This window comes from Pseudoalteromonas distincta (genome assembly GCF_000814675.1).
Taxonomy (GTDB): Bacteria; Pseudomonadota; Gammaproteobacteria; order Enterobacterales; family Alteromonadaceae; genus Pseudoalteromonas; species Pseudoalteromonas distincta.
Genome location: NZ_JWIG01000030.1, coordinates 114,115 through 128,590, shown reverse-complemented (window position 1 = coordinate 128,590; position 14,476 = coordinate 114,115). Strand labels below are relative to the sequence as shown.

Genomic DNA, 14,476 nt, shown 5'->3' with positions numbered 1-14,476 from the left:
TAACTATTAAATTAGGGTGAGAGGTATTTAATAATTAATTGTCGGTGAGGGCTATTACCCCCTCACCTTACGCTACTAACATTACTTAGCGCGCGACTCTAGCATTTCAACTGCTGGAAGTTTTTTGCCTTCTAAAAACTCTAAGAACGCACCACCACCAGTAGAAATATAAGAAACTTTATCGGCAATGCCGTATTTATCAATTGCGGCTAAGGTATCACCACCACCGGCGATTGAAAACGCATTTGAGTTAGCAATTGCTTGTGCAATAGCACGAGTACCATTACCAAACTGGTCAAACTCGAACACGCCAACAGGGCCATTCCATACAACAGTGCCTGCATTTGCAATAATTTTTGCAAGCTTGCTCGCTGTATCAGGGCCAATATCAAAAATCATATCATTGCTTGTTACTTCGCTTACATCTTTAAGCGTAGCTACAGCAGATTCAGAAAACTCATTACCAACCACTACGTCAGTCGGTACCGGAATTTCACCATTATTAGCAATCGCTGCTGCACATAAACGGTTCGCTTCTTCCATTAAATCAGGTTCGTAAAGCGACTTACCAACTGGGCTACCTGATGCAGCAATAAAGGTATTTGCAATACCGCCGCCGGTAACTAATTGGTCAACAATTTTAGAAAGTGAATCTAAAACGGTTAGCTTAGTAGATACTTTAGAACCACCAACAATCGCGACTAATGGACGTGCTGGATTATCAAGTGCTTTGCCTAACGCTTCAAGCTCAGCCGATAACAGCGGACCTGCACATGCCACATCAGCAAATAAGCCAACGCCATGGGTAGACGCTTGTGCACGGTGAGCCGTACCAAATGCATCCATTACATATACATCACACAGTGCTGCTAGTTGCTTAGATAACGCTTCGTCGTTTTTCTTCTCGCCTTTGTTAAAGCGCACATTTTCAAAAACAACCACTTCGTTATCAGCAATATCAACACCGTTTAGGTAATCTTTTTCTAAACGTACAGTTTGCTCTAGAGCATCGTTTAAGTAATCAGCTACAGGTGCAAGCGAAAACGCTTCATCGTATTCCCCTTCCGTAGGACGGCCAAGGTGTGACATAACCATTACTTTAGCGCCTTTCTCAAGGGCTAGTTTAATAGTAGGTAGTGCTGCACGAATACGCGCATCTGACGTCACTTTACCTGCTTTAACTGGTACATTTAAATCTTCACGAATTAATACGCGTTTGCCGTTTAAATCTAAATCTGCCATTTTTATGACCGACATGAACATCTCCTTAGTTAACGATACTGAACCTGAAAAATACGTTTAAAATTATTATATTAATAAATTACTTATTCACTGCCATCATAGCACGCGCTGTGTCGAGCATACGATTAGCAAAACCCCATTCGTTATCACACCATACTAATAACTTTATCAGTCGTTTATGACTAACACGTGTTTGTGTGCCATCAATAATACAAGAATGTGGGTCGTGATTAAAATCAACCGATACAAGCGGCTCTTCGGTATAACTTAAAATACCTTCTAAGCGGTCTTTTGCTTGTGCTTTAAGTGCATTATTTACTGCATTTAAATCTACATCGGTATTAACCGTTACACTTAAATCCATTGCCGTGACATTTATAGTCGGTACACGTACAGCTATGGCTTCAAAACGGCCTTTAAATTTAGGTAAAATACGGTCTATACCACGGGCGAGCTTTGTATCAACTGGAATAATTGATTGGCTTGCAGCGCGAGTACGGCGTAAATCATGATGATAACCATCAATCACTTGTTGATCGTTCATCGACGCATGAATCGTTGTAATAGCGCCCGACTCAATACCAAATGCATCATCTAATACTTTAATAACCGGCACAACACAGTTAGTTGTACACGATCCGTTAGACACAATTGTGTGCTCGCTTTTAAGCTCATCGTCGTTAATGCCATACACAATCGTAGCATCAACATCGTTATCGGCAGGATGCGAAAACAACACCTTTTTAGCGCCTGCGGTAATATGTAACTGCGCATGTTCACGCGAGTGATAAACACCCGTACATTCAAGTACAACGTCTACATCGAGCGTTTGCCAAGGTAATTCAATTGGGTTTTCTTCACAAAAAAGTGCAATGGTATCGCCTGCAACACTAATGGTGTCTTCACCAAGTTTTACAGGAAAAGAAAAACGACCGTGGGATGTGTCGTATTTTAATAAATGAGCAATAGCTTCAGGATCAGCAAGTTCGTTAATCGCAACAATTTTTATATCGTCGCTCAAACCAGACTCGTATAACGCGCGGACAATATTTCGACCAATACGACCAAAACCATTAATTGCAAGTTTGATTGCCATGAAATATAAAATCCACTCTTTTAGCGTGCAGATAAAGGCAATACGCCTTTTAGATGTCTGTATTGTAATCGACCTTGCATCTGATTATAAGAGGGAAGCATTAGAAACTTTAAATTAAGGTTAAAGAGCTTAGGCATTGCAAGCTCTTCGAGGGGTCTGACTTTTAAAATTAAGTTTTTTATACTAAATTTTTCAAAGCGTTAATTATATCTTCTGGCTCAGAACGAGTACGATAATCAACATCAACATAACGCCAAGTCACTTTACCTTGTTTATCTAAAACAAAGGTGGCAGGGATCGGTAAAACACTACTATTGCCATTGTTAACCGACTCTAAATCTAGGCCTCGGTCTACTCGCATATGCTCTAGTAAAAATGTGGGCACTTGCCATGCTACGCCGTAGCTTGCTGCTACATCGGCATTTTGATCACTCAGCACTAAAAAATCCATGTTACTTATATCGCTTTCGTTCATTGAGCCATCGGGTACTTGCGGGCTAATAGCCACCAATTGTGCGCCTAATGCGTGAATTTCAGGTAAACGTGCTTGAAGCGCTTTGAGCTGTAAATTGCAGTACGGACACCAACTTCCACGATAAAAAGTAACAACCACAGGCCCTTTAGCAAGTAACTCAGTTAACTGCACCGATTGACCATGTTGATTTGGTAACTCAAAACTTGGTGCGATTTGGTTTAAATCAAGTGCATTAGCACCTTGTTGAAACGCTTTTGCTTGTGCAATCGTTTCATCAACACCTTTCATAAAATCAGGATTACCTTTACGCCCTGCTGCTATTTTTGCCTCAGTTTGTGCTTTTAATGTGTTGCTTTCATCGCTCATAGTATCGCTACCTTCAAATTAATCAAAAACTTAAAGCCAGCTTACATTATGAAAATGTATTTGAAATGAAAATTTTAGTTAGTTATTTCTAAATCAAACACCACGTTTATTGATGATTTAAAGCTTACCGTTTGTTGTAGATAATTTTTGCGAGCTTTAGGAAATGAATCGCTTATTGGATTTACTCTATCTATTTTTTTAACCGCTGCACCAAAGCCACTGTAAACGCTTTTTTGAGTTGAGCTAATAGTGCGTACTTCACCCACTTTTGTACCAAAGGAGTTAGCAAGCATATTTGCTTTTTCTTTTGCGTTATTAAGTGCTTGTTGTGTAGCTTGTGCTTGTAACAGCTCAGCTTTTGAAGATAAAAACTCAGTATTTTGAATCGCATTTACTTTTAAATTCAATAAAAAATCACTTAAATCATTCACTCTTTCAATATTTTTTAGTGTTACTTCAAAGGTCCTTATAGCTGCGTATTCAGCGGGAGCCTGATGCCCTGTTTCAATGTAATCCATACCCGTTTTTTCAACTTTAACACTTGAGGCGACTACATCATCGGCAGTTATTTCAAATTGACTTAGTCCGTCAATTAGTAAATTAACTTTATTATCAAGATCGTTCTTAGCTGCTAAAGGTTCGTTTTTAATACTTATAATTTGAAATAGTATTTTAGCTATATCAGGAATGGCAAGCACCTCTGCAGTCCCTTGAACCGAAATTTGACGGCTTGTAGGCAAGCTTGAATTGGCAAAAGTGATAAGTGGGAATAAGGTTAAGAAAATGGCAGTGATGAGTTTCATGTTCGTTCCTTGAAGTGGCTTTAGTGTGCATTTAATGATCTGGTGCACACTAAAGCTTATAAACTATTAATATATAAATATTATTACTAAAACATCTAAGCAGATCCCATATGCGTTAATACTTTAAGTAATGACCTTTTCAAATTATATATTTTTATTTAATAAATATTTTTCTTCTGACAAAAAATTATTTATTTCATTTAGAAATAAGTCCATTGCTGTATTTACATTATCAATATATAGCTGAATATTATCAGCGGTTATAACAAATGAATTTTCCCCATGAGCAATACTGTTTCGAACGTTAACAAGCCTATCGATCACACTAGTACAATGCTTGAATTTACTAAAATCAAAATCAAACATAGTACATAGCTCCTCAAGAACATTGCTTCTGAGATTAGATTTCGTATCAATTTTTTTATTAAATTTAATTACTTTTTCAAATAATTCTTTAAAAGTATTTGTGAATTTAATGCGTTGCTCAAATGACTGTTTCCCACTCAGTGTTTTATAAGTATCGCCCAAACCAATTACGACTAATTTTGACGGGATATCAGACGGTGTTAAATTTAATTTATTTAGATGTTCAATCAATATTTTTAAAGAGCTCGAAACATAGCCCTCCCAATGAGCATAAATCATAGGAACACACATTCGAAACCACAAACCATCTTCAACCTCTAAAGCGTTAACTTTAAACTTAGCAAACTCCCCATCACGCCATGCATTACTATCGTTAATCTCTTCAATAACTCTATGCACCTGTAAATATCTCCAGGGCTCTGTTCATTCTATTTTTTATACGTTTATTAGAGAACGTACTAGTACCAATACTGTTATACTGGCTATCTTCTAATAGAGTATCTATTAGCTCGAACATCTTTTCTTTATTCGCAGAATAATCAGTCAATACTTTCGGTAACGCATAAGCGATTGAATCAAATATATGTAAAGAAAAATTACCTTTAGGCCTAAACAATGTCCTGCCATATTTCTCATTTAATATAGTTATTAACTCTATAAAAGATTCTTTTTCCTTAATTAAATCAAACTCGATCTCACCTTTAGATACATCTCTCATAAATTCAGTTAAGAACTGCGGCACTGTTGTTCTAAATTCTTGATCTAAATTTTTAAAAGCAAAGAACCTAAGAACTAACTCTTCTAGAAACATTTGCTCTTTTTTAGTCTCTGTAGGGCTTATAAAATCTTGAAAAACTGGATACTCCGCAATATCACGCAATATTTGATTCAAATCGACAGAATATGCTCTGAAAATACAATTTCTAATTTCCTGTTCCGAAAGCGGACTAGCACCAGTGTTTAACCTATTAAATAACTCATACCTTATATCTTCTTGACTATCCCATTTAACTATTTCCACACGACAAACAGATCGCTTTATCGTTGTCTTTAACTTTATGGGTAATGTGTTAATCGTAATACCTTCGAGCTCTCGGACCATTTCACCTTCAGTCAAGGTTGAATTATTTTTTTCTGGCAAGCTTTCTAATAAACCGAAAAAGGAGAAAATAGTTGAAATTCGTTGAAGTCCATCAACAACTTCCCATTTTCCATCATCATCTTCTGCAACAAAAATAGGTGGGATAGGAATTCCTAGTAGGACAGATTCTATAAATCTTGTTTGTTGGAAGTCAGACCACCTAAATACTCTTTGATACTCAGGTGTAATGTAAAGCTCTTCATCTTCAAACATATTCATTAATTCACCGAATGACATATCTAAGCGATCTGTTTTAAGTGTATTTCTTTTTTGTGCAACTACTTCTTCTACTGCTGTCATTTCACAACTCCTTACGTGAATTTAATATGTTTCTATAATCACACCATGAAAATAAAAAGTAAACTGTCTATCATTAAACTTCGGTGTTAACCCTTAAGGCATTTTATCGTTGGGTGTCGCTGTCCTCTATCCAACCTACATCAACTCGCCTACTTTTAACTCTTTGCCACGGCTTATTTGATGGCACTGGGCTAGCAGTAACTCTGCGGTGGCTTGTGCATCGGTCAGTGCATGATGGCAATGATAGCTTGGTAACTCATAACGTGTGCGGCAAGCATTAAGGGTTAAATCATCTTGTTTTATTTCAGTTGAATGATGGAGTAAGCGCTTTTGCTCAATATGCAGTGTGTCGAGTATCAGTTTAGGCCGTATAGTTATATTGGCATTTTTAAGCGCTGTTTTTAAAAAGCCCCAATCGAGCATGGCATTATGAAACACTAAAATACAGTCGCTAAAATGGTTACTTAATTGCATTAATATACTGTTTAGGCTTAGCCCCTTTGCTATAGCATCATCGCTAATCCCATGAAAAACAGGACTTTGCTCAAGGTTTTTTACGTCTTTATTTATAAGGTGCTGCGACTCGCTCATTTTTATACATTGGTTATCTATTATCACCCACGCTACCGATACAATTTCGTGCTGTTTTGCATCAAGGCCAGTGAGCTCTAAATCAATCACCAAATAACGTTGTTGTAAGGCATTTTTGCCTAGTAATTTACGGCGCTTTAAATACCGAGTGAGCAGCTTTTTTACCATGTTAGTAATCCATCATTATAAACTGCCGCGAGCAAACTTAAACGCGGCGGCTTGCTGCGCTTGTTTAACAAGGTAAAACGCTTCTTTTAGTTGATGGCGCTCTAGTGAGTTTAATTTATTAGGATTAATACAATTACTCGGTAAGCCCTCTTCGTTTATTTGTGTACTCAAACGAAGCTGCGTTAAGAACCGCCAGCAGTCTTTTAGGTTGTATATATCTTCTTTGCTGATCAGTTTATGTTTTAGTAGTGCGTCCAACCGCTCTTGCGTGTTGGCGCGCCTAATACCCGCTTTTAAAGCGTATAACCGCACTATGTCATTTATAATTACAACACCGCGTTTTTTTAAATCTATGTATTTATTATTTTGATCTGTTTTTTCGGTTTTAAATTTATTAAATAAACCAATTGGCACGCTGTTGCTACTTATGTCGGTTGCCATTGCGGCATAGAATAAGTCGTTACGCGATATACGAATTAGTTGCTCGCAAAAAGCTGTGTATAAAGCGTTTGAACCTTCAATAAATCGCAGGTCAAAAAATATCTTACAGTTAAGCATCGCATTGGGTGTGGGGCTTTTTATCCATTTAAAAAAGCGCTCGCTCCAGTCGTTTACGCTCATACGGCACTCATCACTGCTTGCCATAATATTACCTGGGCAACGCCTAATGCCGCACTCAACTAAATTCTCGCATACAAACTCCCCCATACTTTTAAAGTAAGCGTGTTGCTCGGTGGTTAAGTCGTTAGGGAGTAATAAGCCGTTATCTTGATCTGAATGCAGGGTTTGTTCTTCGCGTGCTTGCGAGCCAAAGCAAATAAAACTAAAGCTGGTTGGCGCTGCGCCATGCTCTTCTTGAAATAAGTGAATCAGGCGCGATGTAAGCGCATCGGTTAAACCACTGAGTAATTTACCAATTAGCGATATGTCGTCAATGTTGTACGAAAAACTACGCAAAAGTTCGGGAATTTCTTTAGCGTAGCGTTTTAAATCAGTAACAGTGTGCGCTTTATATATGCGCCCAATAAGCTGTACGGGGTCACTTTTTTGTTGGCGCAGTAAATCGGTGCTGGTTATCATCCCTATCGGGTTATGGTTTTCGTCAAGCACAGGCAAATGGTGAATATTGTATTTAAGCATTAAGTGCAGCGCCGAAAACACCCGGTTATTTTCAAATATAAACTTAGGTTTGGCGGTCATAATACTGCTTACTGCGTCTTGTGGATCTACCTCGTCGGCAAGTACTCGGTTGCGTAAATCGCGGTCGGTCACCACCCCTACTAAGTGCGCGTGCTGCGTTATCATTATTGACGAGACGCCATGCTCTTTCATTTTTTTAGCGCTTTGCCTAATACTTGCATCGGGCGTAAGCGTAATTGCTGTGCGCGTCATCAGCTCTGATATTTTACGTTCCGACCAGCTATCGTTTTTACTTTTATAATGCGATGACAACAACCGGTTAGCATGAGCGCGTACAAAGTATTGCTCAAACGATTTATATTCTCTGCGTAAAAAATCAAAATGCGTTTGAGAGAGCATATACACTATGCCCTCTTTTTGTACTTCTAACCTATTTTGAATTGCCTCACCGGTTAACAGCGACGGAAAACCAAAATAGTCACCTTGCGCTAAGCGCGTAACAACATCGCCCTTGCCATCAACTAGGTCGTACAAACCAGAGCGAATTAAAAATAGTTTAGGGTTTTCACTTTGTAACCACTGAGTTTGGTTTTCGCGGGTAAGGTAAATAATATCAAGATGATTTACAAAGTATTCGCATGCGCTGCTATCAAGCATAGTAAAAGGCGCTTGCAAACAAACGTATTGGGCTATCTCTTGTTGTTCTACACTCATTGTATTCGCTCTTTAAATGGTGATGTACCAATCTAATGTACTTATTTATTAAACAAATAAAAAGCCCGACTAAAGTCGGGCTTTTGGTGCTTTATATTTTTTTACTATATCTGTAAATGTTGCCTAGTGATCGTGCGCTTCAGCTGACCCTTTAGGGTTACGAATACCTTCTACCATTTCTTGAATTTCAATAGGTGTAGCTTGAGTAAATTTAAGAACAACTGCAGCTACTACAAAGTTAATAATCATACCAATTAAGCCAATACCTTCAGGCGAAATACCTAAAAACCAATGTTCAGGATTGTTAAGCTCAGGGCTTACAAACTTGAAGAAGATAATATAAGCAGCGGTAAAGCCAATACCCGTTACCATGCCTGCAATTGCGCCCTCTCGGTTCATTGTTTTAGAGAATATACCCATAATAATTGCTGGGAAGAAACTCGCTGCCGCCAAGCCGAATGCAAATGCCACTACCGATGCCACAAATCCAGGCGGGTTAATACCAAAGTACGCGGAGATAACAATAGCGACCATGGCTGCCAACCTCGCTGCAAGTAACTCTTGCTTGTCGGTAATATCGGGCTTGAGGGTTCGCTTGAGTAAATCGTGCGAAACGGAGGTCGAAATAACCAGTAGTAAACCTGCTGTTGTAGACAATGCAGCGGCAATACCACCAGCAGCTACTAGTGCAATTACCCATGCTGGTAAATTAGCAATTTCTGGATTTGCTAATACCATAATGTCGCGGTCTACATTTACTTCGTTAGCACTGTTCGGATCGGTGATTTTACCCGCCGTGTAGAACATTTTGCCATCGCCGTTTTTATCATCAAATGTAATTAAACCTGTGCGTTCCCAGTTTTTAATCCATCCTGGTGCTTCTGCGTAAGCTGTACCGCTACCGTCTTTACCATTAATAGTATCAACCATGTTTACGCGAGCAAAGGCTGCAACCGCAGGTGCTGTTGTGTAAACAATCGCAATGAACACTAACGTCCATGCTGCAGAAATACGCGTGTCTTTTACGCGAGGTACAGTGAAAAAGCGTACAATTACATGTGGTAAACCAGCAGTACCTACCATTAACGCACCAGTAATAGCAAATACGTCAATCATGCTCTTAGAGCCTTCGGTATATTGTGCAAAACCAAGCTCAGCACTTAAGCCGTCTAGTTTATCAAGTACGTACACGCCATCGCTGCCAATCAATGTGGCACCAAAACCGGTTTGCGGGAAGAAATGACCCGTCATCATCATCGAGATAAAAATGGCTGGTACAAGGTAGGCAAATACAAGTACACAATACTGCGCTACTTGTGTGTAGGTAATGCCTTTCATGCCGCCAAGTACCGCATAAAAGAATACAATCACCATACCAATGTAAACACCGGTTTCAATTTCTACTTCTAAAAAGCGTGAAAATACAACGCCTACGCCACGCATTTGCCCTGCTATGTAAGTAAAACAAATGAATATGGCACAAAAAATAGCAACTAAACGCGCGGTACGTGAATAGTAACGGTCGCCAATAAAGTCTGGCACAGTAAACTTGCCGAATTTACGTAAGTAAGGCGCTAAACACATGGCTAATAGTACATAACCACCTGTCCACCCCATTAAGTAAACACTGCCATCGTAACCTGCAAACGAAATAATACCCGCCATTGAAATAAACGACGCGGCGCTCATCCAATCGGCAGCTGTTGCCATACCATTAGCAAGAGGAGGTACGCCGCCGCCCGCTACATAAAACTCTTTGGTTGAACCCGCTCGGGCCCATATTGCTATGCCGATATAAAGCGCAAAGCTTAAACCAACAATTAAAAACGTGAGTGTTTGAACATCCATTGCTTAGCTCCTATTCGTCTACGCCGTATTTTTTATCTAACGTATTCATTTTGAAAACGTACACAAAAATCAAAGCAACAAAGGTATAAATCGCGCCTTGCTGGGCGAACCAGAAGCCAAGTTTAAACCCAAAAAAACGTACTTCATTAAGTACATCAACCAGTAATATGCCAAAGCCAAAAGACACGACAAACCACACTGCTAACAGTTTAAATAACAGCGAAATGTTTTCTGCCCAATAAGCTTTTGCTTGTTCTTCATCTTTAAAAGCCATTTTTGTTTTCCCCTTTAAGCACCGCAATATCGCGATGAGTGGTTTTTTATCTTCGCTTACCAATTTAGCAACGCTGGTTACATATTGAATTGAGACCATAGTCGTAACAGCTTGTTAACGTTTACGTAAACTGTATTTATCATTCAAGCGTGTTTTATATATTTTTATATTATTTCAATTGCTTAGGCTGTTTTTGTAAGCTGGCTTTATGATTAAATTGATAAGTTGGTCATTAATGCGACATTAGTCTAATGCTCAAGGGTGTTTTATTTTTACTGTTAATATTCAATAAGATATAAATAAAATAAAAGTTTTATTTTAAATTCAACCCTCACACTTAACCCCAGTTCTGGTATTGTGTTAATCCCTCATAGGGATGAGGGACTATTTAAAATAATAAGGTTTAATAACAACATGACTGCCGTACTCATTATTGTTGCTTTAAGTTATATAGGTGTGCTGTTTTGGCTTGCCAATTGGGGCGATAAAACAACCCCTTTGGCAAAGCGTATTAGCCATCACCCATTTGTGTATTCACTCTCACTCGGGATTTACTGTACCTCTTGGACTTATTACGGTTCGGTGGGAACAGCCGCCACCAGCAGTTGGAGTTACTTGCCAATATTACTAGGCCCTGCGTTGCTGTTTTTATTCGGCCAAGGATTTTTACGTAAGCTGGTACTGGTAAGTAAAAAACAAAATATAACGACTATTGCTGACTTTATTTCAGCTCGTTACGGCAAACGTCAAACTACAGCAATAATGGTTACTGTAATCGCATTACTGGCAACCATTCCCTACATTGCACTGCAATTAAAAGCGCTTAGTACAAGCTTTTTACTTTTGCAAAACAGTAATAAAATATCCGGCGATATGCTCGCGCTTTCTGCCACACTAATTATGGCTTTATTTGCTATATTTTTTGGTACTCGCAAAGTTGATGTAACTGAATATCGCTCTGGCTTAATGCTCGCTGTTGCATTTGAATCTATGATCAAACTTATTGCTCTTATTGCCGTTGCGGGGCTTGCAGTATTTACACTTTTTAATTTACCCGAAGCCACCACGAACAAAGTAACTGAGTCGATTTGGGATCACTGGAGCGATTTTAACTTTTTTAGCTTTAACTTTATTGGTCAGTCTTTAATGGCTGCGGCAGCTATTATATGTTTGCCTCGCCAGTTTCATGTAACCGTGGTCGACAACCAAAACAAACGCCACTTACTTACCGCTCGCTGGGCTTTTCCGCTGTATTTACTACTAACAGCCGCAATGATTTTACCTATCGCAACTGCGGCCATTCATCCTGAAATTGGCAGCGGCTATTCACCCGACAGCTTTGTACTTGCCCTACCACTAATTAACGACAACGCCTTTTTAACTACCTTTGTATTTATAGGTGGACTATCGGCCGCCACCGCAATGATAGTGGTAGCAACGCTTACATTAAGCACGATGATTTCAAATGATGTGGTACTGCCGTTAATGCTGCGTAGAAAGTTTAAACGTAACTTAATTACCAGCAGTTATAAGTCTCGTATATTACTTGTAAGGCGCTTTGCTATTGCAGGCATATTAATTTTGGCCTATTTTTATCAGCAATGGTTTGGCCATAGTAGCGCACTGGCCAGTATGGGCTTGGTGGCGTTTTCACTTGTTACCCAATTACTGCCCTCTATTGTGGGTGGTTTATATTGGCGAAAAGGTCATGCTTATGGGGTGTATGCGGGTTTAGTAGCAGGCTTTATTTGCTGGATACTATTTTTAATGCTGCCAATACTCGATGCCGGCACAACCCTTGATAGCGAGCTGCAACAAACGCTTATAACGCGTGGAACCTTGATAGCTTTGTTTGCCAATATTGGTTGTTATATTAGTTTTTCACTTGGGGCTGAGGAGCGCTTAATTGATAAAATTCAGGCCGCTGCTTTTGTTAACCCTAAAGATCAGGCTATTTTATCAAGGCGCTTAAATAAAGACGTAAAAGCCACCGTTTACGACTTTAAAATACTACTGCAAACATTTCTAGGTATTCAGCGCAGCCAACAAGTATTGGCCCATTACGCACTCGCCCATCATTTAAGCGATAACAACGCACACCCAGAGCCTGAATTTATAGCCTACTGCGAACGCGCGTTAACAGGCGTGCTTGGTGCATCGTCAGCGCAAGCATTAATACATACGGTATCATCGGGTAAACGTATGGCGTTTGAAGAAGTAGTAAACTTTTTTGACGAAACCACACAAGCGCTGCAATTTAATCAAAACCTGTTATTTACCTCACTCGAAAATTTAAGCCACGGTATTTCAGTTGTTGATAAAGATTTAAAACTCGTTGCATGGAACAAACGCTACAATGAAATGTTTGGCTACCCTGAAGGCTTTTTAGAAGTAGGCCAACCCATAGAAGACATTATTAGATACAACGCTAACCGTGGTGAATGTGGCCCCGGTGAAATAGAACGCCAAGTAGAAAAACGTGTACAGCATTTAAAATATGGCAGCTCGCATCATTTTATTCGCCACCGTCGTAATGGCCAAGTATACGAAATGATTGGTAATCCGCTGCCCGATGGCGGATTTGTTACCAGCTTTTCAGATATTACAAACCACATAAGTACGCAAAATGCGCTTGAAGAAGTAAACATGGATCTTGAAAACCGCATAGAAGCACGTACTCAAGAAGTGCAAACTATTAATAAAGACTTACAAGCTCAAATAGATAGCCGTGTACAAACCGAGCAAGCACTTACCTTAGCTAAACGAGAAGCAGAGCAAGCCAACGACAGTAAAACGCGCTTTTTAGCACTGGCGAGCCACGACATTTTACAGCCGTTAAATGCAGCACGTTTATACCTTGCCGCTATTGACGAAAAACAGCTCGACAGCACTAACCAAAACAGCTTTGAAAAACTAGGCGACAGTCTCGATTCAACCGTGCATTTAATGTCGGCATTGCTTGAAATAGCTAAGCTTGAGCAAGGCGCTATGACCCCTACCCCTCGCCACTTTTATATTGAAGATATTTTAGCGCCACTACAAAGTGAATACGCTATTTTATCAAGTGATAAAGGCCTTAAGCTTAGTGTGCGTTCAAACCAACAAATTGTGCACAGCGATATAACCTATTTGCGCCGAATTATTCAAAACTTGGTCTCTAATGCAGTTAAATACACCGACAATGGCCGTGTATTAATTGCCTGCAGGAACCGAAAGCACAATTTACGAATAGAAGTATGGGATACAGGCCCAGGTATTAGCGAAGTAGAGCAAGCTAAAATATTTAACGACTTTTACCGTGTTGAGTCGGGCGATAACAAAGGCGTAGGCTTAGGCCTAGGTGTGGTAAAACGTATGGCTGACTTATTAAGTTTGCCGCTTGATGTGCATTCTGAGCCAAATAAAGGTAGCCGCTTTAGCATTGAAGTACCTTATGGCGAAGAGCAATTTGTACAACAAAAAAGTACTACAAACAGCTTAATAGAAAACCGTGCCGCAATTAATATTGTTGCCGTAGACGACGACCCTGAAAATTTAGCAGCAATGGCAAGCTTACTTAAAAAGTGGCAAGCTAATTACACCCTTTTTGATAACGTAGATAATGTACTGGCGCATGCTAAAGAAAACGGTGCACCCGATGTTATTTTAATGGACTATCAATTAGGTAGCGACTGCGATGGCATAACGCTAATTAAAACCCTGCGCGAAATTTGGCAAAGCCAAGTCCCTGCTATTTTAATTACCGCAGTGCGCGACACCGAGCTTAAACAAGAAACCAAAGCCGCTAATATTCATTATTTAAGTAAGCCAATTAAACCGGGCAAACTAAAGGCACTGCTTAATCACAGTACATAATAAGCTAGTAAAAAGTATTCTAGTTAAAAGTGTTCTAGTTAAAAGCTATCAAGTAATAGCGTAAAACAAAAAGCCCAGTATCTTCACTGGGCTTTGC

The 14,476-nt window shown here is 39.4% G+C and carries 11 protein-coding genes; 1 reads left to right on the top strand and 10 read right to left on the bottom strand.

The genetic code is table 11. The annotated features are described in order from the left end of the window. Window positions 1-81: 81 nt before the first annotated feature. The 10 genes from QT16_RS19790 to QT16_RS19745 all read right to left on the bottom strand — a co-directional run bounded on the left by QT16_RS19790 (window position 82) and on the right by QT16_RS19745 (window position 10,524). Entirely contained in the window at window positions 82-1,257 is a 1,176-nt protein-coding gene (locus tag QT16_RS19790) for a phosphoglycerate kinase (RefSeq protein ID WP_039490391.1), read from the bottom strand. A gap of 64 nt (window positions 1,258-1,321) precedes the next feature. Continuing rightward, window positions 1,322-2,338 carry an erythrose-4-phosphate dehydrogenase gene (gene epd / locus QT16_RS19785; RefSeq protein ID WP_002961528.1) on the bottom strand — a complete coding sequence of 339 codons (1,017 nt, stop codon included), beginning with the start codon at window positions 2,336-2,338 and terminating at the stop codon, window positions 1,322-1,324. A gap of 178 nt (window positions 2,339-2,516) precedes the next feature. Further along, complete coding sequence (locus tag QT16_RS19780) at window positions 2,517-3,179, bottom strand: peroxiredoxin-like family protein (RefSeq protein ID WP_002961530.1); 663 nt, start codon at window positions 3,177-3,179, stop codon at window positions 2,517-2,519. Between the two features lie 74 nt (window positions 3,180-3,253). Next, a complete protein-coding gene (locus tag QT16_RS19775; protein ID WP_039490390.1) occupies window positions 3,254-3,982 on the bottom strand; it encodes an SIMPL domain-containing protein in 729 nt (242 codons plus the stop codon). Between the two features lie 144 nt (window positions 3,983-4,126). Next, the gene (locus tag QT16_RS19770) at window positions 4,127-4,747 is read right to left on the bottom strand and encodes an MAE_28990/MAE_18760 family HEPN-like nuclease (protein ID WP_039490385.1); all 621 of its coding nucleotides are present in this window, start codon (window positions 4,745-4,747) and stop codon (window positions 4,127-4,129) included. Then, window positions 4,740-5,789: a DUF262 domain-containing protein gene (locus tag QT16_RS19765; protein ID WP_039490382.1), complete on the bottom strand. Its 1,050-nt coding sequence runs from the start codon at window positions 5,787-5,789 to the stop codon at window positions 4,740-4,742. Before QT16_RS19765 ends, QT16_RS19770 begins: the two co-directional genes overlap by 8 nt. A 135-nt stretch (window positions 5,790-5,924) precedes the next feature. Next, entirely contained in the window at window positions 5,925-6,548 is a 624-nt protein-coding gene (locus tag QT16_RS19760; RefSeq protein ID WP_039490380.1) for a 3'-5' exonuclease, read from the bottom strand. A gap of 15 nt (window positions 6,549-6,563) precedes the next feature. Beyond that, window positions 6,564-8,402, bottom strand: coding sequence for a DUF294 nucleotidyltransferase-like domain-containing protein (locus QT16_RS19755; RefSeq protein WP_039490378.1), 1,839 nt, complete (start codon window positions 8,400-8,402; stop codon window positions 6,564-6,566). Between the two features lie 123 nt (window positions 8,403-8,525). Next, window positions 8,526-10,250 (bottom strand): sodium:solute symporter family protein, encoded by a 1,725-nt coding sequence (locus QT16_RS19750; protein ID WP_002961534.1) that lies wholly within the window; start codon window positions 10,248-10,250, stop codon window positions 8,526-8,528. A 10-nt stretch (window positions 10,251-10,260) separates the two neighbouring features. Continuing rightward, window positions 10,261-10,524, bottom strand: coding sequence for a DUF4212 domain-containing protein (locus QT16_RS19745; RefSeq protein WP_002961535.1), 264 nt, complete (start codon window positions 10,522-10,524; stop codon window positions 10,261-10,263). Between the two features lie 414 nt (window positions 10,525-10,938). Here QT16_RS19745 and QT16_RS19740 point away from each other — a divergent pair, with 414 nt between their 5' ends. Then, window positions 10,939-14,379: a PAS domain-containing hybrid sensor histidine kinase/response regulator gene (locus QT16_RS19740; protein ID WP_039490375.1), complete on the top strand. Its 3,441-nt coding sequence runs from the start codon at window positions 10,939-10,941 to the stop codon at window positions 14,377-14,379. Window positions 14,380-14,476 lie beyond the last annotated feature (97 nt).